Origin of the sequence: Desulfovibrio mangrovi (assembly GCF_026230175.1) — a bacterium.
GTDB classification, from domain to species: domain Bacteria; phylum Desulfobacterota; class Desulfovibrionia; order Desulfovibrionales; family Desulfovibrionaceae; genus Halodesulfovibrio; species Halodesulfovibrio mangrovi.
Genome location: NZ_CP104208.1, coordinates 2,425,573 through 2,444,728, shown reverse-complemented (window position 1 = coordinate 2,444,728; position 19,156 = coordinate 2,425,573). Strand labels below are relative to the sequence as shown.

Annotated in this window: 17 protein-coding genes; 7 read left to right on the top strand and 10 right to left on the bottom strand. The window is 55.8% G+C overall.

The window, feature by feature from the left end; translation table 11 throughout:
• The first annotated feature begins 9 nt into the window (after positions 1–9).
• Positions 10–1,449, top strand: coding sequence for an adenosylhomocysteinase (gene ahcY / locus N1030_RS11180; protein ID WP_265825566.1), 1,440 nt, complete (start codon positions 10–12; stop codon positions 1,447–1,449).
• 96 nt (positions 1,450–1,545) lie between these two features.
• On the opposite strand, the gene N1030_RS11175 is transcribed toward ahcY, so the two are convergent.
• From N1030_RS11175 to N1030_RS11165, 3 genes are all read right to left on the bottom strand, one after another.
• Positions 1,546–1,995 carry a hypothetical protein gene (locus N1030_RS11175; RefSeq protein WP_265825565.1) on the bottom strand — a complete coding sequence of 150 codons (450 nt, stop codon included), beginning with the start codon at positions 1,993–1,995 and terminating at the stop codon, positions 1,546–1,548.
• A 27-nt stretch (positions 1,996–2,022) separates the two neighbouring features.
• Complete coding sequence (locus N1030_RS11170) at positions 2,023–2,217, bottom strand: hypothetical protein (RefSeq protein WP_265825564.1); 195 nt, start codon at positions 2,215–2,217, stop codon at positions 2,023–2,025.
• Between the two features lie 128 nt (positions 2,218–2,345).
• Positions 2,346–2,654, bottom strand: coding sequence for a Dabb family protein (locus N1030_RS11165; protein WP_265825563.1), 309 nt, complete (start codon positions 2,652–2,654; stop codon positions 2,346–2,348).
• Positions 2,655–3,036: 382 nt separating this feature from the next.
• On the opposite strand from N1030_RS11165, the gene N1030_RS11160 reads away from it, so the two are divergent.
• Both N1030_RS11160 and satP read left to right on the top strand, forming a co-directional pair.
• Positions 3,037–4,800, top strand: coding sequence for an AMP-binding protein (locus N1030_RS11160; RefSeq protein ID WP_265825562.1), 1,764 nt, complete (start codon positions 3,037–3,039; stop codon positions 4,798–4,800).
• A gap of 860 nt (positions 4,801–5,660) precedes the next feature.
• Complete coding sequence (gene satP, locus N1030_RS11155) at positions 5,661–6,215, top strand: acetate uptake transporter (protein WP_265825561.1); 555 nt, start codon at positions 5,661–5,663, stop codon at positions 6,213–6,215.
• A gap of 93 nt (positions 6,216–6,308) precedes the next feature.
• Here satP and N1030_RS11150 read toward each other — a convergent pair whose 3' ends face one another.
• Entirely contained in the window at positions 6,309–6,629 is a 321-nt protein-coding gene (locus N1030_RS11150) for a DsrE family protein (RefSeq protein ID WP_265825560.1), read from the bottom strand.
• A gap of 65 nt (positions 6,630–6,694) precedes the next feature.
• Entirely contained in the window at positions 6,695–7,027 is a 333-nt protein-coding gene (locus tag N1030_RS11145; RefSeq protein ID WP_265825559.1) for a TraR/DksA family transcriptional regulator, read from the bottom strand.
• 272 nt (positions 7,028–7,299) lie between these two features.
• Here N1030_RS11145 and N1030_RS11140 point away from each other — a divergent pair, with 272 nt between their 5' ends.
• The 3 genes from N1030_RS11140 to N1030_RS11130 all read left to right on the top strand — a co-directional run bounded on the left by N1030_RS11140 (position 7,300) and on the right by N1030_RS11130 (position 9,428).
• Positions 7,300–8,187, top strand: a complete 888-nt coding sequence (locus N1030_RS11140) for a pirin family protein (protein WP_265825557.1) — start codon at positions 7,300–7,302, stop codon at positions 8,185–8,187.
• A gap of 75 nt (positions 8,188–8,262) precedes the next feature.
• Positions 8,263–8,901: a hypothetical protein gene (locus tag N1030_RS11135; protein ID WP_265825556.1), complete on the top strand. Its 639-nt coding sequence runs from the start codon at positions 8,263–8,265 to the stop codon at positions 8,899–8,901.
• Between the two features lie 65 nt (positions 8,902–8,966).
• Positions 8,967–9,428: a DUF6790 family protein gene (locus N1030_RS11130; RefSeq protein ID WP_265825555.1), complete on the top strand. Its 462-nt coding sequence runs from the start codon at positions 8,967–8,969 to the stop codon at positions 9,426–9,428.
• Between the two features lie 79 nt (positions 9,429–9,507).
• Here N1030_RS11130 and ftsY read toward each other — a convergent pair whose 3' ends face one another.
• Positions 9,508–10,986 carry a signal recognition particle-docking protein FtsY gene (gene ftsY, locus N1030_RS11125; RefSeq protein ID WP_265825554.1) on the bottom strand — a complete coding sequence of 493 codons (1,479 nt, stop codon included), beginning with the start codon at positions 10,984–10,986 and terminating at the stop codon, positions 9,508–9,510.
• Positions 10,987–11,343: 357 nt separating this feature from the next.
• Between ftsY and N1030_RS11120 the strand changes: the two genes are divergently transcribed.
• Entirely contained in the window at positions 11,344–13,611 is a 2,268-nt protein-coding gene (locus N1030_RS11120) for a PAS domain-containing protein (protein ID WP_265825553.1), read from the top strand.
• An 87-nt stretch (positions 13,612–13,698) separates the two neighbouring features.
• On the opposite strand, the gene N1030_RS11115 is transcribed toward N1030_RS11120, so the two are convergent.
• The 4 genes from N1030_RS11115 to N1030_RS11100 form a co-directional block, all read right to left on the bottom strand.
• Positions 13,699–15,351: an AMP-binding protein gene (locus tag N1030_RS11115; RefSeq protein WP_265825552.1), complete on the bottom strand. Its 1,653-nt coding sequence runs from the start codon at positions 15,349–15,351 to the stop codon at positions 13,699–13,701.
• 9 nt (positions 15,352–15,360) lie between these two features.
• Positions 15,361–15,927: a cupin domain-containing protein gene (locus N1030_RS11110; protein ID WP_265825551.1), complete on the bottom strand. Its 567-nt coding sequence runs from the start codon at positions 15,925–15,927 to the stop codon at positions 15,361–15,363.
• 143 nt (positions 15,928–16,070) lie between these two features.
• Complete coding sequence (locus N1030_RS11105; protein WP_265825550.1) at positions 16,071–17,969, bottom strand: polysaccharide biosynthesis protein; 1,899 nt, start codon at positions 17,967–17,969, stop codon at positions 16,071–16,073.
• Positions 17,969–19,111: a DegT/DnrJ/EryC1/StrS family aminotransferase gene (locus tag N1030_RS11100; protein ID WP_276037988.1), complete on the bottom strand. Its 1,143-nt coding sequence runs from the start codon at positions 19,109–19,111 to the stop codon at positions 17,969–17,971. The genes N1030_RS11105 and N1030_RS11100 overlap by 1 nt, the downstream gene beginning before the upstream one ends.
• Positions 19,112–19,156: the final 45 nt, after the last annotated feature.

Sequence of the window (19,156 nt, the reverse complement as noted above, 5' to 3'; positions counted from 1 at the left end):
CAAACCACCATGACTGACGCAACCCGCGCCATTCCGCTCGACCTGAGCGTTGAGAACAAGGTTCGCAATATTCAGGACGCTGAACTCGGCTACAAGGAAATGCAGCTTTCCGAGCTGGAAATGCCCGGCCTGATGGCAACCATTGAAAAGTACGGTCCCCAGAAGCCCCTCAAGGGCCTCAAGGTCATGGGCTCCCTGCACATGACCATTCAGACCGCCATGCTCATCAAGACCCTGTACGAACTGGGCGCGGATATCCGTTGGGCATCCTGCAACATCTTCTCCACGCAGGATCACGCAGCCGCCGCCATCGCCGATTCCGGCATGGCCAAGGTGTTTGCATGGAAGGGTGAGACCCTCGAAGAATACTGGTGGTGCACCGAGATGGCCCTGACCTGGCCTGACGGTTCCGGCCCCGACCTCATCGTGGACGACGGCGGCGACGCCACCATGATGATCCACAAGGGTCTGGAAGTGGAAAAGGATCCCTCCCTGCTGGAAAAGTCTTACGACAACAAGGAATTCAGCATCTTCATGGACCGCCTTGCGCTGTCCTACAAGACCGATTCCACCAAGTGGACCCGCATTGCCGCCAAGGTGCAGGGCGTTTCCGAAGAAACCACCACCGGCGTGCATCGTCTCTACCACATGGAAAAGGAAGGCAAGCTGCTCTTCCCCGCTATCAACGTGAACGACTCCGTGACCAAGTCCAAGTTCGACAACCTGTACGGCTGCCGCGAATCCCTCGTGGACGGCATCAAGCGCGCCACCGACGTGATGGTTGCCGGCAAGAAGGTTGTTGTTCTGGGTTACGGCGACGTGGGCAAGGGCTGCGCCCAGTCCATGCGCGGCATGGGTGCCCGCGTGCTGATCACCGAAATCGACCCCATCTGCGCACTGCAGGCCGCCATGGAAGGCTATGAAGTAACCACCATGGACGACTGCGTGGCAGAGGCCGATATCTTCGTCACCGCCACCGGTAACTTCAACGTTATCACCGGTGCGCATATGGAGCTGATGAAGAACGAAGCCATCGTCTGCAACATCGGCCACTTCGACAACGAAATCGACATGGCCTACCTTGAGCGCAACCCCAAGTGCAGCTGCCTGAACATCAAGCCGCAGGTGGACAAGTGGACGCTGGAATCCGGCCGTTCCATCATCGTGCTGGCAGAAGGCCGCCTTGTGAACCTTGGCTGCGCCACCGGCCACCCCTCCTTCGTTATGTCCAACTCCTTCACCAACCAGGCTCTGGCCCAGATCGAACTGGCCACCAACAAGTCTCTGGAGAAGAAGGTGTACACCCTGCCCAAGAAGCTGGACGAAGAAGTGGCCCGTCTGCACCTCGGCCGTCTGGGCGTGAAGCTGACCAAGCTGACCAAGGAACAGGCCGATTACCTCGACGTTGCCGTGGACGGCCCCTTCAAGCCCGACCACTACCGCTACTAATCACCGCTGAGCCGCACGGCTCGGTTTGGGTGATGGGAAATATGAAAGCCCCCGCCGGAAATTCCGGCGGGGGCTTTTTAGTAAAGTAATTTGAGCTTAAGCGATCAGTAGTGATATTATTCCAAGAATAAAAGATATGACGCCAAGAAATAGTGATATGAAGGCTGTTTGTGCAGAGAGCCGTGCGTAAGCCTCTGGGTGGTCTGTAGAAGCAATGAAAGGATAGATAATAGTTTTTGCTAGTATGTGGCTTGGAAGCTCTATTTTTAGAGATTTTGACATATCTTTACGCCAGTCTATTCCTAACTTGTCTCTATAATGTTGTGAAAGATAGATGCATTTTGTTTCTTGACAATGGTGATTGTCTCTCAGCTTTGAATAATTGTCATCGTATTTTCTTGCAAAGACAAATATCTCCTTCTTATTTTCTGAGTTTGTTATTTTTAAGAGATTGCTTGAATTGTAATTCTGGTGTTTTATCCAGATGTGAGGTGAAGATATTTCAGAATTATGAGCTTGATGTATGTGGAAAAAGTCTTCTATCATATAGTCTACCATTTTAGTGTGTTGAATTTAATAATCTGTGGGAATTCTAATGTGTTGCGAATAATCCGTTTCTGCTGTTTTATTATCGATAATCTGCTGTTTTTCAAGGTTTATTTCTTCTCGCTTTGGAAGTGAGGGGGGCGCTGTACCGATTGTTCCTCCATAGTCCCCTCCAACGTTGGAAACTCTCTCGCTTTCTTCTCCCCACTTGACTTCTCTCATCAAGGCCGCCTGAGGACTGGAGCGGTTGTAGCAGTTGGGTAACACGTAGAGGTTGCTTAGGCCGAAAAGATAAAAAGCCCCCGCCGGAATTTCCGGCGGGGGCTTTTCATTTTCAAAAAACAGTGCGCTTAGATCACGTAGTCGATAGCCTTGCGGGTGGCGACGATCTGCTTGATGAACTCCACGCACTTCATGTGCTCGGGGTGCACGGCATAGGCTTTCAGGCCGTCTTCGTCGTTGTGGGTGGACTGCAGAATCACCTGAATGGGTTCTTCCGTGGTGGAGCCGAGGAACTGGGTGGAAACCTCAATGCTGTCCAGAGTCGGAATCTTCCCTTCCAGATTGCGGAGCATGGCAACCATCTTTTCGCAGTTTTCGGCGGCGGTTGCGCCTGCTGCTTCTTCCTTCAGCGACCACCAGACAATATGCTTAATCATGGCTTTTCCCTTGTAAGGTTATACTGTGTGACGGGTACGGGTCTGTGCCTGAACAGAAGGTATGCGGCATCTGCAGGATGTGGTCAAGGGGATGATTGGCGGCTCAAACCATGGCCGTGCATACCGCACGGCAGAGGCGCGCACTCATTTTCCGCCGTCGTCTGTGCGCGAGAAATACGATGCCGATCTGGCGTGCATGAAGAGGACATTTCGTAAATTGACCGGGTTGGGCGGCAACGCATGGGGCTTTTCGGACTGCCGGAAAGAGTCTTGCGCCGGTTGGCGCAAGGTGCTCCCGCGATATTGCGCGATTGCGCATATTGCCGTAAACCCAAGGGGCTGCGGCGGGGGCTCGCGGCTGATCAATTTCAGGGAGTTAAGCATGCAGTCACTGGAGAAGCAGACGCTTCAGGCTGTGCTGGATCGAAGCGCAGCGAAGTTTGCGAACGAACCGGCAGTTTCGTATGTGGGCGGAGAGGTCATAACTTACGTTGAATTCGCTGAAACCGTAGCCAGCCTGAGCCGGATGCTGGGAGAATATGGTGTTGTGCACGGCGACAAGGTTGCCATTCTTAGCGAGAGCTGCCCGCATTGGTCCATGGCCTATTTCGCCATCACCTGCATGGGGGCTGTGGCGGTACCCATTCTGCCGGATTTCCACCCCGACGCCATCCACCATATTCTGCGCCATTCGGAATCTCGCATCGTTTTTGTTTCGGAAAAGCTGTATCCGAAGCTGGAGGACGGTCAGTTCGATGAGCAGCCTCAGTGCATTCTCATGGAGACCTTTTCTCTGGTCGGGCTGGACGCAGGCAAGGACAAACTCAAGGAAATCAAGAAGACCGGCCTGCGTGAATTCCGCAAGTGGAAGGACAAGGCCCTGCGCATGGCGGAGCGCTTCTCCGAGCGAGTGAACAGCAAGCTGGGGGACGAGGCCGGCGCCGGCGTTCCGGAGAAGTCTTTGGAAGAAAGACGCTACGAGGCGAAACCCGACGATGTGGCTGCCATCATCTACACCTCCGGCACCACCGGCCATTCCAAGGGGGTAGTGCTTACGCACAGTAATATCGTTTCCAACGCCGTGAGCGTGGTGGAAACGATCATCAAGGTCGGCCCCGGAGACAGACTGCTTTCCATTCTGCCGCTTTCCCACACCTACGAGTGCACGCTGGGCATGTTGTTGCCGCTGGCCCACGGCGCACATATCTACTACATGGACAAGCCGCCCACGGCCCGTGCGCTGCTGCCCGCGCTGTCACAGGTGCGACCCACAATCATGCTCTCCGTGCCGCTGGTTATCGAAAAGATTTTCAAGACCGCCATCCTGCCCAAGCTCACGGGAACGTGGCTCAAGCGCAATCTCTATCGCATTCCCGCCGTACGCAAGAAGCTGAACGCCATTGCAGGCAAGAAGCTGCTGACCACCTTCGGCGGTTGTCTGCGCATGTTCTGTATCGGCGGTGCGGCCCTTGCTCCGGATGTGGAATTGTTCCTGCGCGAGGCAGGATTCCCCTACGGGCTCGGCTACGGACTGACCGAAACCAGCCCCTTGTGCGCGGGCGATGCTCCGGGCAAGGCCAAGCTCTATTCCATCGGCAAGCCGTTGCACGGCGTTGAGATACGCATCATGGACAAGGACCCTGCCACCGGCGAGGGTGAAATCGCCGTAAAGGGCCCCAACGTGATGCGCGAATACTACAAGGCGCCGGAGATAACCAAGGCCACTTTCACTGCAGACGGCTGGTTCCTCACCGGTGACCTTGGCAAGCTGGATGCCGACGGGCACCTTACCATCAAGGGGCGTCTCAAGAACGTGATTGTCGGCCCCAGCGGTGAGAATATCTATCCTGAAGAAATCGAAGGCGTAATCATGCAGTCGCCATGGGTGCTGGAATGCATCGTCTATCAGATGGACGGCAAGCTGGTGGCCCGCGTGCACATAGATTACGCCAAGGCTGACGAAGAGTTCGGCAGCCTGCCTGCGGCCAAGATGCAGGCCAAGGTGAGTGAGGTGCTGGAAGCGTTGCGACAGGAAGTGAACGGCAAGGTTTCCGCCTTCTCCAAGCTGCAGAAGGTCATTGAGCAGACCGAACCTTTCGAAAAGACGCCGACCCACAAGATCAAACGCTATCTCTACGTGGATTAGCGCGGGTTAAAAATCTTGGACCAGACGGGCCGGAAAGGGGAAACCTCTTTCCGGCCCGTTTTGATTTGCAGACAAGAATTGCACAAAGAGCAAATAATGTGATTAAAATTAGTAATATATGTATTGATTGTCGATGTGCAGAATTTTGAACCGCACCGCGCCTGCCGGAGTATTTGGCGGGAGTATGTGCAAATAATTGTACCTGTCGCGGTGGAACGGTTTTCTTCGCCGTTTCTGTAACTTATTGATTTTATGTGAGTATTATCTTTTGTGTGGACGTTTCGAACTTTGGCATGCCAGTTGCTATAACCTTTTTACCTTCTTTCTTTAACCAAATTTCCAGAAAGGCTCAGGGTGGCACCTGAGCCTTTTCTGCGTTTATGGGCCTGAGATTGTGATGTGACGTCTGTACGTGCGTTCTGTTTCAGGTTTCCCCGGTTTCATTCGGGGTGAATGTCTGAGCGTCTGGCATGCACGTCAGGCTATGTCGCATGCTCCAGCCTTGCGCCGTTCTTCCATATTTTTCCCTTCACCTTACCCTTTGCTACCGTTCACCGTTTGCCGATGGAAGCTGTCCATTCACCGAAAAGCGCTGTCGCAATACTGCAGACGTGGATAGTGTGCCTTCCATGCGCTGGCAGATGGCTTTCTTCCTGCGCGGCTGTTTACTGGGATACGGTCGTGCATTCGTCTTACGGCGCATACGGCTTATGGCCGAACCATATGTGGGGCGGCGAGGCGTACGGGCACGCCTCGCCCATTTTTTCAACGGCAGTCTCCGGAGGCGGAGGGTGCACAGTTCCTGAAATCTACCCCGTTGTGATGGCAGATGGCAGGACAGTAACGGGAGGAGTGTGGCAATGGAACAGAAGCTGGCCAATCCGGCACCGCTGGGGTTGATGGGGTTCGGTATGACGACGATTCTGCTGAACATTCACAACGCCGGATTCTTCCCCATCAGCTCGATGATTCTGGCTATGGGATTCTTTTACGGCGGTATCGCGCAGATCATTGCGGGTATCATGGAATTTAAGAAGGGCAACACGTTCGGCCTGACTGCCTTCACCTCGTACGGCCTTTTCTGGCTTACGCTGGTGGCCCTGATCGTCATGCCCAAGATGGGGCTGAGCGATCCTACGCCCGTGGCCTACATGGGCTGGTACCTGGCCATGTGGGGCGTTTTCACCTTCTTCATGTTCCTTGGCACGCTCAAGAGCAACACCGTGCTCAAATTCATCTTCCTGTCTCTGACGGTGCTGTTCTTCCTGCTGGCTGCACGCGATTTTACCGGCAGTGAGCTCATCGGTACGCTGGCGGGCTGGGAAGGTATTGTTTGCGGCGCTTCCGCATTCTATCTCGCCATGGCGGATGTGCTGAACGACGTGTACGGCAAGACCGTGCTGCCTATCGGCTAGTTATTTCCATTGCCTAATCCCCGTAGGCAATGGAGGGGCCGCAACCGGATACGTACCGGTGCGGCCCCTTTCTTGTTGTGTAAGCCCGATGGACTAGAAGTTCATTATCTTGTCGGCTTCTCCCATGGCCTTGTAAAGGAAGGGCATGTTGGAGAAAGTGACGAAGGGATTTTCACCCACACCGTGGGTGGTAATGCATTTGCCTCAGCCATGCAGCACGCCCTCATTCAGCGTAAAGACCTTGGCTTGTTCGGCGATGGGATACTGCTCGCAATCCCCTTGCAGAAGATCCACGCCGGGACCGTTTAGAAAAATTGTGACGTCATCGCCCTGCTCAAGCAGAAAGTTGCCGAAGCGAACAGCGTTCCATTTGATTTCCGGATCGGGGCTGGAAATAGTGATTAACACCTGCATCTGTCTATCCTCCGAGGTGGTATCCATAGATATTATCTATGGGCCAGAAGAGAGGCAAGCAGGTTCTACTCCGCGCAGGCTACGCACATGGCGGATTCCGGCATGGCGAGCAGGCGTGCTGTGGGAATGGTCGTGCCGCACTCCACGCAGGTGCCGAAGTCGGGATGCCCTGTCTGCCCCAGTGCATACTCAAGTCCGGCAAGACGAGATGCGGCCTTGCTGAGCGCCGCCTTGTTCACGCTGTTGTTCACGATGTTGTCCATGCGCGAAATGCGGCCAATGGCGTCGTCCGGAGGAACGGGCTTGGTGATTTCTTTCAGCCTTTCTATCTCTGGCTTCAATCTTTCAATTTCATGGAGAATCTTCTGGCGGATGATGTCTCTTTCAGCTTCCGTCATGGGGATACCTTGTCTGTCAGGCACAGCGTCTGTTTCAACGGTGTGTAAATGTTCTGTTGTGGCGGGAGGAATCTGGAACGAAGTTCTGCTCACTACAGGAAAAAACCGCTTCCGCCAACCGTTGCAGGGCAGATTCTCCTTCTTTTCTGGCTCCATGGCATATGCCAGATGGTTCTTGGGGAGGCGCATAGTGCCTCTGAAAGGAAAATGAATAGGCACGGTATGGCGGATGGTGTAAAGTTATGACGATTATCCCCGTCTGCGGAGGCAATATGCGACGATCCATACAACATGTGTTTCAGGGAGAGCCCGTAACGGAAGGAGCAGGTGTGCGCCTGCGCAGGGTCTTCGGGTATTACGAGGTGCCCATGTTCGATCCCTTCCTGTTGTTGGACGATTTCCGGTCTGATTCGCCGGAAGACTTCGTGCAGGGGTTTCCATGGCATCCTCACCGTGGCATCGAGACCATTACGTACGTGCTGAAGGGGGATGTGGAGCATGGTGACAGTCTTGGTAATGCAGGCGTCATCTCCTCCGGCGATGTGCAGTGGATGACGGCGGGCAGCGGAATTGTGCATCAGGAAATGCCCAAGGGCGATGCGCAGGGCTGTATGCACGGTTTCCAGTTGTGGGCGAATCTGCCTGCGCGGGACAAGATGATGGACCCGCGTTACCGCGGCGTGCAGGCGGCGGAGATTCCCGTAGCAGAACTTCCGGACGGTGTCCGCGTCAAGGTCATCGCAGGCAGCGTGCACGATGCGCGTGCTCATGTGGGAACGGTGACGGGGCCTGTGCGCGATGTTGTCATTGCGCCGGAATATCTGGATGTAACCGTGCCTGCGGGCGTGAACTACGAACACCGTACTGTGCGCGGGCACACCGTATTTGTCTATGTCATCGGGGGCAGCGGAGTGGTGTTGGGCGGGGAAACTGGCGCACCTTCCTTGCTGGTGAAGGATCGTATGCTGGTGCTGTTTGGCGATGGCGATTCCATCAGTCTGGATGCCGGCAGCGAAGATCTCCGCTTTCTTCTCATCTCCGGTGCGCCGCTCAAGGAACCGGTTGCGTGGCGCGGTCCCATTGTCATGAATACGGACGAGGAGATCCGCCTTGCCTTTGAGGAGTATCGGAACGGGAGTTTTGTGAAGGTTAAGGGATGACAGATGATTATTGTGTTTGTTTGTATCTGTGTATAAGTATCCTCCATTCAATATATGGGATGAAAGGAGGGCGCTATGACTCAGAAAAGAGCATTGCCTGTTAAGTACTTGGGGAGCAGTAATATATTACTAAACTATGACTATTTTGCTATGCGATTTATGGGATCGGAAAATGAATGGAAAGCTTCCGAGGATAGCAGTGTAAACGATCCCTATGTGATTGCTGCTCGAAATGGATGGTGGGCGTCCATGGTCCATAGGCCAAGATATGAAAAAGATCTAAGCACAAAAGAATACAATCAGACTAAAGAAGATGTCTGTGAGATTATTCGAAGTCATTTTATCGCTTATGAGGGGCCAAAGGGTTGCCATAAAGAGCATATCGATCGAATTTTATTGTTGCAAAGAGCTCTGCAGAGTCATTCAGGTATGATCGATGGTAGTATAACATTTGGGATTGCACAGAAGATTTTCAATGTCGGCTTGAAGTTTCTTTGGCTGAGTGAGACGATAGAAGAGCCTATTCACTTGCCGGTTGATCGCTTGATAGTTGAATACTCAGGCGTGAAAGATGTTGCGTGGAGCAAGGTTGATCATCCAGATAAATATATGGAAGTGATTTCAGGTTGCAAAAGAGTAGCAGATAGGCTGGGGCTTTCCTTGGCTCAGTGGGAATTGCTGGTTTGGAATCTTGCCTTTGTGGAGAAGGGGTAGTTCCCCCCCCATTTAATGAATAATGGTCCACAGGAGTCATAACAAAACGGCAAAGAGGTTGGTCAATGTACGTCATCTATCTGGCTGTCGCGGCGGTTCTGGGGGCCGTGGTCCATATACTGTCTTCGGACGTACCAGTCGTTGCCACGCTGCTGGCGTGGCTGCTGGGTGTCAAGGTGGGGCTGGGGGCTCTTTGGTCCTTCATGGGGCACTATTTCAAGTCCGATGAGGTCGCCGGATATATCGGCTGGCCTGCAGGCAATCCCTTTCAGAAGGAGATTGCCTTCGCTAATCTGGCTCTAGCCGCGTGCGGTCTCCTGAGTTTTCAGCTTCGTGACAGCCCGTTGAGGGATGGCTTCTGGCTGGCGACCATCGTGTTCGCCACAGTTTTTCTGGGAGGGGCCTTCCTTGTGCATACAGCGGACATCAAGTCGCGGGGCAACACCCAGCCCGGTAATGCGGGACCGGTGTTTTTTGCGGATATCGCAGTGCCCGCAGTGCTGTGGGCGCTGTATCTGGCCCGGTAGCAGCGTTGGCCGTATCTTCATGAAAGAAAAAAGCCGCGTCGGGATGACGCGGCTTTCGTGTTTCCAGAGTAACGCAGCCTTAGCTGCCGAGCAGGGCGGAAGCGAAGTCCGTGCCGTTGAAGGGGCGAAGGTCTTCCATTTTTTCGCCGAGTCCGATGTAGGAGATGGGAATGCCGAACTCCATGGCCACGGCAACCACGATACCGCCCTTGGCGGTGCCGTCCAGCTTGGTGAGGATGATCTCATCCAGCTTGCAGGCTTCGTTGAAGATCTTGGTCTGCGACAGGGCGTTCTGGCCGGTGGTGGCGTCGATGGTCAGAATGGTGCGGTGCGGAGCGCCTTCGTGCTTCTTGCCGAGCACATTGCGAATCTTCTGCAGTTCGGCCATCAGGTCCACCTTGGTCTGCAGGCGGCCCGCAGTATCCACGAAGAGGATGTCGTAGCCTTCTTTCACGGCCAGTTCCACGGCTTCATAGGCCACGGCGGCGGGGTCGGAGTTGGGAGCCTTGGCATAGAAACCGGCGCCCACGCGGGTGGCCCACACCTGCAACTGCTCAATGGCGGCGGCGCGGAAGGTGTCGCCAGCGGCAATGAGCACCTTCTTGCCCTGCATCTGGGCGCGGTAGGCCAGCTTGGCAATGGTCGTGGTCTTGCCCACGCCGTTCACGCCGACCATGAGCACCACTTCGGGCAGGTTCACGGCCTTGATGCGGGGCGGCATCTTGAAGATGTCTTCCAGCTCTTCACGCATGAGCGACTTGAACTGTTCGGGATCGTTGGAGCCGGATTTGCGCACGCGTTCGCGCAGGCGGTTCACCAGTTTCACGGTGGGCTCGAAGCCCACGTCGGCCATGATGAGAATTTCTTCCAGCTCTTCCCAGAACTGTTCATTGATGGTGCTGTGCGAGGACAGCAGGCCGTCGATCTGCTTGGTGATCTGTTCCTTGGTTTTGGAAAGGCCTTCGGAAAGCTTGAGGAACAGGCGGGAGCGTTCGTCTTCCTCGTCTTCCAGCTCCAGAGCAAGCGCAAGGCGGTACTGGAGTTCGGAGCGGAAGTCGTTGACGTATTCGTACTCCATGTTGTCCAGCCAGCGCATGAAGGCGCTTATGAACTTTTCTGCTTCGTCTGCAGGAGCGTCCAGCGCGGAGAAGAAGAAGCGCAGGCGTTCCCAGAGGGAGTCGTCGGCTTTTTCAACACCCTTGAGCACGTGCTCCAGCCACACGGAAAGACGGGGTTCCGCGCTGCGCAGGGCAACGGTCAGATCTTTCTGCCATTGGGGCTTGTCTTCGCCTGCGGAAGCTGCAGCAGCCGGGGCGGCAACCTGCTCAGCAGGCTGTTCGACCTGGGCGGGCTTGGGCTCGGCGGCAACGGGAGTTTCTGGTTGCTCGGGGGCCTGCGCCACAGGTTCGGCAGGTGCGACAGGTTGAGACGCCGGTTGTTCAGGCTCCTGAGACGGGGCTTGCTCAGCCTGTTGTTCCGGCGTTTCCGCCGGAATGGTTGCAACCGGTTCTTCCTTGCCGCCGGACCATAACCGCTTGATCTTGGAGAAAAAGCCCATACGTGCTCCCGAGTATATCTGGCTGCCGGAACGCAGCTTGTTAGAGAAAGGATGGCACGCGCGTTGTGCGCGTAAGAACCCCGTTTTTTTGCCCAGAACAGCAGCGGAGTCAAGTGTTGCGGCTTGAGGGAAAAGGAAACTCCTGTCGGGGAGAGCATATTAGGGGGGGAGCAGGTACGCAGCGGCGTACGGGGAAAAAATACTGTTGAAGTATTTAAGTCTATACAATTGTATGGTATCAACAGCATACTTGGGGAAGGCAACGCGGAATTGGAAGAGTCTCCGCTTGGTGTGGTTTTATATCAGAACGGATGGACGATGCAGGAAAAGGCTATTTCCAAAAGTGCATACTCTCCCGTGAGTATCTTCAAAGGTAAATCCATTTCGCGAGACCTGACCGTCAGCCTCATGGTCATGATCCTGCTCGTTGTTGCCTCGACACTTTCGTGGCAATACATGCGCAACTCGCAGGAAATGCTTAATGAAGTTGAAGGAAAGGCTGATGAATACATCACACGTCTTTCCGACATCCTTTCCGTTCCCATCTGGAATTTCGATACCCGTACCATAGATCAGATCGGCACCGTGTTCGCCCAGTATGACCTGGTGAACGAAGTGCGTATTCTCGACCCACTCGGCAAGGTGCTTTTTTCTTCCGTGAAGAAGGATGACCCGGACGCGCGTGTATTCCGTGAACGCGACGTCATGTACGAGGGCGAGATTATCGGGCATGCCACGGTGGTGCTTTCTCTTTCTGAATACAAGCGTGATCTCGGCCGTCTGGTCACCACGAACATGCTCGCCCTTGGCGGCGTGCTCTGCGTTATTCTGGTGGCAACAGGCATTCTGTTGCGCATCTATCTCCGGCGTCCGCTGGAAGTGCTGCTTGAAGGTGTGAATCAGGTTGCCAGAGGCGACTTCAGCTTTGATTTCAGTGTGATCCAGAATGCCGAACTGGGCATGATTGCGGAGAATTTTTCCGTCATGGCCAAGGAAGTGGCGGCGCGCGAAAAGCAGCTGGTGGAAATCAACCGGCAGCTTCAGGGGCAGATCCGGGAGCGTGAACGGGTAGAGGCTGCCCTGCGCCTGAGTGAAGAGCGTTATTCTCTGGTTGTTACAGCGACCAACGACGGCATCTGGGACTGGGATCTGAATACCGACGAGGTCTATTTCTCCCCAAGATGGAAATCCATCATCGGGTATCAGGACAACGAAATCGTCAACGATCTGGATGAATGGCAAGGCCGCATGCATCCCGCCGACCTCGACAGGGTGCTGCGAGCGCACGAGGACTATCTTTCCGGCGTTACGGACCAGTTTGAGGTTGAATACCGCCTGCGCCACAAGGACGGCGAATATCGCTGGATTCTGGGCCGCGGCATTTGCGTTCGGGATGACTCCGGTGAGCCCTACCGAATGGCCGGTACCCATACTGACATCACGCAGCGTAAGCTGGCTGAGCGGGAGCTCTGGGAAACCAAGAACACCCTCGACAACATCCTCAACTCCATGCCCTCCATCATCGTGAGCGTGGACAAGGATGCCCGTATCACCCAGTGGAACAAAACCGCCGAAGAGGCCACCGGCATTCTGGCGGCGGAAGCCTATTCCCGTTCCTTCGCCGAGGTGCTGCCCGGATACAAGATGCTGCTTACGCACATCAAGGAATCCATTGCCACCGGCACCAACATTGCCATGGAGAAGGAGCCCGTTACCGAAGGCGAGCGGACCAGATATTTTGACATCATCATTTACCCTGTCGTGACCCGCGGTGAATTTTCTGCGGTTGTCCGTCTTGATGATGTGACCGACCGCTTCCGCATTGAGGAAATGATGGTGCAGACCGAAAAAATGCTCTCTGTCGGCGGTCTTGCAGCGGGCATGGCACACGAAATCAACAACCCTCTGGGCGGCATTCTGCAGGGGGCCCAGAACATCCGTCGCCGAGTTTCGCTGGATTTCCCCGCCAACCACAAGGCGGCGGAAGAGGCCGGATGCTCTCTTGAAAGCATCCGCACCTATCTTGAGAATCGCGGCATCATCCGTTTCCTTGACGGCATCAATGAGTCGGGTAGGCGCGCTGCGAACATCGTGAGCAACATGCTTGAATTCAGCCGCCGCAGCGAGGCAAGACGTACGTCAGTGCATCTTGGCGAACTTATAGACAAAACCATCGATCTTGCCGCCAACGACTATGATTTGAAGAAGAAGTATGACTTCCGTCATATAGATATCGTACGGAATTATGAGCCCTCGCTGCCGCAGGTGGTCTGTTCGCCGCAGGAAATCGAACAGGTGCTGCTCAACCTGCTCAAGAATGCCGCGCAGGCCATGGCGGAACGCGGAGAGCGGGAAGACCCGCCTCAGATTGTCATTTCCACCAGCTACGAGCGTGGGCGTGCCCGCATTGATGTGGCCGATAACGGTCCGGGCATGGATGAAGAGACCCGAAAGCGCGTGTTCGAGCCTTTCTTCACCACCAAGGCTGTGGGAGAGGGGACCGGGCTCGGACTTTCCGTGTCCTACTTCATCATTACCACCAACCATGACGGTCAGTTTACTGTGGATGCGGAAGTGGGGCGAGGCACCACGTTCACCATCCAGCTCCCGCTGGAGAGCAAGTAGCTTTCGGGCTGTTGATGGTTTCCCGGAGATAATAAAAAAAAGGCGGCCTCTTTCGAGGCCGCCTTTTTTATTATAGGCAACAAGCCATTACTTCATGGCTTCAGGGAACTGCTCTCCCGCCATTTCGCGCAGCTTGAACTTCTGAATCTTGCCGCTGGCGGTCATGGGGTATTCGTTCACGAATGCGATGTAGCGCGGCACCTTGTGCCATGCAATCTGTCCGCGGCAGTAGTCGCGCACGTCTTCGGGCGACACTTCGCAGCCGGGTTTCGCGATGATGAAGGCCCCCACCTCTTCGCCGTACTTGCGGCTGGGCACGCCCACCACCTGTACATCCTGCACGGCAGGCATGCCGTAGAGGAATTCCTCGATTTCGCGGGGATAGATGTTCTCGCCGCCGCGGATGATCATGTCCTTGATGCGGCCGGTGATGACCACGTAGCCGTCTTTGTCCATGGTGCCGAGGTCACCGGAATGGAGCCAGCCTTCTGCGTCGATGGTCTTTTCCGTGGCTTCGGGCATGTTGTAGTAGCCCTTCATGGCATTGTAGCCGCGGCAGACCACTTCGCCCTGCACACCGTTGGGGCATTCCTCGCCGGTGTCGGGGTCGAGGATCTTCACCTCAATGCCGGGCATGTGCTTGCCCACGCTCTGGGTACGGCGTTCAAAGCTGTCGTCCGGCAGGGTCTGCGTCATAACCGGGGAGGCTTCGGTAAGGCCGTAGCAGATGGTGATTTCCGTCATGTTCATCTTTTCGATGACGCGGCGCATGAGCGGGGCGGGACAGACGGAACCGGCCATGATGCCGGTGCGCAGCGAGCTGTAGTCAAACTTGTCGAAGAGTTTGTGCTCAAGCACGGCAAGGAACATGGTGGGCACGCCGTAGAGGGCGGTGCATTTTTCCTGATCCACAGAGGCCATGACGTGAACGGGATTGAAGCTTTCCAGAATAACCAGTGCGGCCCCGTGGTTGATGGCGGCCAGCACGCCCAGCACGCAGCCGAAGCAGTGGAAGAGCGGCACCGGCAGGCAGAGGCGGTCCTTGCTGGTGAAGTTCTGGTTTTTGCCGATCCAGTATCCGTTCAGGCCGATGCTGAGGTGGGTGAGCATGACCCCCTTGGGGAATCCGGTGGTGCCGGAGGTGTATTGCATGTTCACCACGTCATGCGGGGAGAGGCTCTTCTGGCGGTCAAGGTATTCCTGCTGTGAGGTCATGGCCTTCATGGACATGATCTCGGGCACGGAATACATGCCGCGGTGCTTTTCCACGCCAAGGAACATGACCCGCTTCAGATTGGGCAGTTCTGCGCACTGCAGTTTGCCGCGGGTCTGGGTCTTGAGCTCGGGAATGATGTCGTAAATTGTCTGCAGGTAGTCGTGGTCGCGGAAGCCGTCCATGATGAACAGGTTTTCGCACTCGGACTGGGTAAGCAGGTATTGCAGTTCGCTCTTGCGGTAGTTGGTGTTGATGGTGAGCAATACCGCGCCGATCTTTGCGGTGGCGAACTGCAGCGCCACCCAATAGGGAACGTTGGTGGACCATACAGCCACCTTTTCCCCCTGCTGTACGCCAAGGGCCATGAGGCCGCGCGCCAGATCGTCAACTACGGCACCGAACTGGCGGTAGGTGAGGCGGTAGTCGCGGTCTACATAGATAACGGCGTCGTTGTCGGGATACTTCGCGATGGTATCGTCAAGAATCTGGCCAAGGGTCTTTTCTCGAATCTCAAACTGTTCCATCGGTCGTTCCTAGGGATAGTAGATGACGGCGTAAATCTCGGCGGGGGCATCTCCGGCGGCACCGGCGTAATGCGGGACAATGGAGTTGTAGTAGATGCTGTCGCCAGGCTCCAGAATGTATTCTTCCTTGCCGTAGATGACCTGCAGCTTACCGGAAACCACCACGATGAACTCTTCGCCCTGATGGGAGGAAAGCTTGCGGTCTTCTTCCGGCTCGGGAGAAATTTCCACGAAGAAGGGCTCCATGTTCCGGTCGGTCTTGCCCTTGCCGAGAGAATGGAAACGGAAGGCAGGGCGCTTGTCGCCGGCTTTCTGCATGGTCAGGTCGGCCTCGCGGGAGGACTTGCGGACAACAAGGGGATCAGTGGAAACCTGATCGTCCATGAAGGTGCCGAGGCGAACGTTAAGGGCGCGGGCCAGCTTCTGTAGGGGGGCTATGGAGGGGCAGAGGTCTTCCTCTTCAAGCGCGGTGATGACTGCCAGCTGAACATCGGCTGTGGCAGCCAGTTCTTCGCGGCTCATTTTGCGCTCTTCACGATATTTACGTACTCGGACTCCAAGCTTCTCTACAGACATGACGCCTCCTGATTGGACAAAGTTGTGAAAACGTAGAAAACAGGTATACAAGGATGCCCAAATGTTCAAGTCCAAAGACTATAAGTCAGAAAACTCAATGAGTTGAGCGGGCGCACACTCACGATAGAGAGGCTTGCTTGCGTTTAATTGCTGGAGTGCTCAGCGGGTATGTATTCCGGTACCATGCGGCGCAGTATCGCTCTGATTCCTTCGTGATCATAGGCATCTGCGGCCTTGCCCAGCGCTACCAGATCCTTCTTGAACTGTTCGCGGCCCGTTTCCATGTTCTTCAGGTCGCAGCAGCCCAGCACCATGATCTTGTCATGTTCCGTGCGGAGAATGCCTTCTCCGTCGGTGATCAATTCTTCATAGAGCTTTTCGCCTTCCCGCAGGCCGGTGAAGGTAATCTCTATGTCCTTGCCGGGTTCAAATCCCGCAAGGCGGATGAGGTCTGCGGCCATGTCGGCAATGCGGACGGGGACGCCCATATCAAGAACAAAGGTCTCCCCGCCGTGGGCCATGGTGCCGCACTGCAGGATGAGCTGTGCTGCTTCGGGAATGGACATGAAGTAGCGTGTGACTTCGGGATGGGTGACCGTGACCGGGCCGCCCTTGCTGATCTGGTCCAGGAACAGCGGAATGACGGAGCCGGAAGAGCCCAGCACGTTGCCGAAGCGCACCGCCATGAAGCGCGTGGAGGAATCTGAGAAGGTCTGCATGAGCAGTTCGGTAATGCGCTTGGTGGTTCCCATGACGTTGGTGGGGCGCACTGCCTTGTCGGTGGAAACCACGACAAAGCGTTCAACTCCGGCGTCCACGGCTGCCTGCATGATGGTGCGGGTGCCGAAGATATTGTTGTGAATGGCCTGCCACGGGTTCCTTTCAAGCATGGGCACGTGCTTGTACGCGGCGGCATGGAACACGGCATGCGGCTTGTTCGTCTCGAATACCGCCTTCATGAGTTCTCCGTCGCGGATGTTGCCCAGCACGGTCACGTAATTTTTGAAGCCGATGCGGTGCAGCAGCTCCATTTCAATCTGGTAGAGGTTATGCTCTCCGGCATCCACCAGAATGAGCTTGGCCGGATTGAAACGAACGATCTGCCGCACAAGCTCCGAGCCGATGGAACCGCCGCATCCGGTCACAAGAACGGTGCGGCCTTCGAGATAGGCGGCAATGGCTCTGGTATCCAGATTGATCTGCGAGCGGCCCAGCAGGTCAAGGTAGTTCACTTCACGCAGGGCTTTGACGCCGCGTTTCCAGTCCAGCACTTCGTGCATGGACGGCAGAATCTTGTGGGCAAGGCCAATCTCGTTACATGCGTTGGCAATTTCCAGAATGGATTCACCGCTTGCTTCGGTAAGGGCAATGATGGCCTCATCCGCACGCATACTCTTCACAATGCCTTCAAGAACATCCAGCGAGCCGAACACCGGTTTGCCGTGGATGGTTCTGCCGTGCAGGGTGCCCTCCTTGTCTATGAAGCCGAGAATTTCATAGCCGAGCGTGGTTTCGGCTTGCAGTTCTCGGACAAGGCGCTCGCCTGCCCGCCCCGCGCCGATGATGATGGCACGTTTGCGGCTGCTGGCTTTGAAGAGGCTTCTGGTGGTGGCAAAGGGAGTGGAGCCGTCTGCGAAGATGCTGTAATAGGCCCGTATGCCCATGCGGATGCCACCGGTCAGGGCAAAGGTTACGAGCGGGTCGAGAATGAATACGGAGCGCGGGAATCCCTGCGCCCCGTATGCGTAGACAATGAAAAAGAGCACAATGCACGACTGGATGGCCACGGCCTGCAGCAGCGTCCAGCCGTCATGCAGGCTGGTGTATCGCCACATGCCGCGATAAAGGCCCATGGTCATGAAGACGCTGAACTTGATCGCAAGTACGGGCAGCAACAGCTCGGCATATTGCACCCCGTAGCTGGACGGAATCTTGAAATCGAAGCGGATGCAATACGAGAACAGCAGGGCGGCGGCAAAGCAGGCCAGATCGATGGCCGCCATGGTGTAAAGGTTCTTCGAACGAGAAATGTGTCTGGTCACTATGCGTGTTCTCCCGCGCAGTTTTTGATCAGTGCCACAATGCGGTCGAAGTCCGCGTCGGTCATGGCCGTTCCGGAAGGCAGGCACAGGCCCTTGTCAAAGAGGCTTTCACAGACGCTGCCGCCGTACATGGTGCAGCCCTCGAATACCGGCTGCAAGTGCATGGGCTTCCATACCGGACGAGATTCAATGTTCTCGCGTTCCAGCGCAAGGCGTATGGTTTCCGGCGATGCGCCGAACTGCTTTTCATCAACCAGCATGACGGTGAGCCAGCGGTTGGATGTGCCGTATTCCGCTTCCGGCATGAAGCTGATGCCGGGCAGGTCGCCGAGGGCGGCAACGTATTTGTCGAACAGGGCGCGTTTCTGTCGTACACGGTCCGGAAGGGCTATGAGCTGGCCCCGTCCGATGGCTGCCACCACGTTGCTCATGCGGTAGTTGTAGCCGATTTCCTTGTGTTCGTAATGCGGTGCGGCCTCGCGTGCCTGCTGGGAAAGCCAGCGCGCTCTGGTGATCAGGGCTTCATCCTCGGAGGCGAGCAGGCCGCCGCCGGAAGTGGTGATGATCTTGTTGCCGTTGAACGAGAAGGCGGCACAGGTTCCGCCATTGCCCGCATGACGTCCCTTGTAGAAGGCGCCTACGGATTCTGCGGCATCAATGACCAGCGGGATGCCGTTGCGGTCAAGGACGGAGCGCAGGGCGTCGTAGTCGGCACACTGGCCGTACAGGTCGGTAACCACCACGGCGGCAGGCGTTTTCCCTTTTCCGCAGTAATCCTTTATGGCGTCTTCCAGCAGGTTGGGGTCCATGTTCCAGGTGGCGTGGTCGCTGTCGATGAATACGGGCTCTGCACCCATGAAGGTGATGGGGCTCACGCTGCCGATGAAGGTCAGGCTGGAGGCAAGTACCACGTCACCGGCAGTAATACCGAGCTGGCGCATGGCAAGGTGCAGTGCTGCTGTGCCGCTCGCAAGGGCGGCGCAGTGCGGAATGCCGGAGAGTGCGGCAAAGTCGTTTTCAAATCCCGTGACCATGGGACCGAGCGGGGCGATGAAGTTGCTTTCAAAGGCTTCATGAACGAAGGCCAGTTCCTGTCCGCCCATGTGGGGGGGGGAGAGGTAAATGCGATTCTGTGTACTCACGGTGTGTAATCCGCGTTGAATTGTTTGGGTGGGGTGCCGGAGTTC

Bases quoted from the DNA above. Each gene is read 5' to 3' on its own strand.
- ahcY (WP_265825566.1), top strand. From the start codon at position 10: ATGACTGACGCAACCCGCGCCATTCCGCTCGACCTGAGCGTTGAGAAC.
- N1030_RS11175 (WP_265825565.1), bottom strand. From the start codon at position 1,995: ATGATAGAAGACTTTTTCCACATACATCAAGCTCATAATTCTGAAATA.
- N1030_RS11170 (WP_265825564.1), bottom strand. From the start codon at position 2,217: ATGAGAGAAGTCAAGTGGGGAGAAGAAAGCGAGAGAGTTTCCAACGTT.
- N1030_RS11165 (WP_265825563.1), bottom strand. From the start codon at position 2,654: ATGATTAAGCATATTGTCTGGTGGTCGCTGAAGGAAGAAGCAGCAGGC.
- N1030_RS11160 (WP_265825562.1), top strand. From the start codon at position 3,037: ATGCAGTCACTGGAGAAGCAGACGCTTCAGGCTGTGCTGGATCGAAGC.
- satP (WP_265825561.1), top strand. From the start codon at position 5,661: ATGGAACAGAAGCTGGCCAATCCGGCACCGCTGGGGTTGATGGGGTTC.
- N1030_RS11145 (WP_265825559.1), bottom strand. From the start codon at position 7,027: ATGACGGAAGCTGAAAGAGACATCATCCGCCAGAAGATTCTCCATGAA.
- N1030_RS11140 (WP_265825557.1), top strand. From the start codon at position 7,300: ATGCGACGATCCATACAACATGTGTTTCAGGGAGAGCCCGTAACGGAA.
- N1030_RS11135 (WP_265825556.1), top strand. From the start codon at position 8,263: ATGACTCAGAAAAGAGCATTGCCTGTTAAGTACTTGGGGAGCAGTAAT.
- N1030_RS11130 (WP_265825555.1), top strand. From the start codon at position 8,967: ATGTACGTCATCTATCTGGCTGTCGCGGCGGTTCTGGGGGCCGTGGTC.
- ftsY (WP_265825554.1), bottom strand. From the start codon at position 10,986: ATGGGCTTTTTCTCCAAGATCAAGCGGTTATGGTCCGGCGGCAAGGAA.
- N1030_RS11115 (WP_265825552.1), bottom strand. From the start codon at position 15,351: ATGGAACAGTTTGAGATTCGAGAAAAGACCCTTGGCCAGATTCTTGAC.
- N1030_RS11110 (WP_265825551.1), bottom strand. From the start codon at position 15,927: ATGTCTGTAGAGAAGCTTGGAGTCCGAGTACGTAAATATCGTGAAGAG.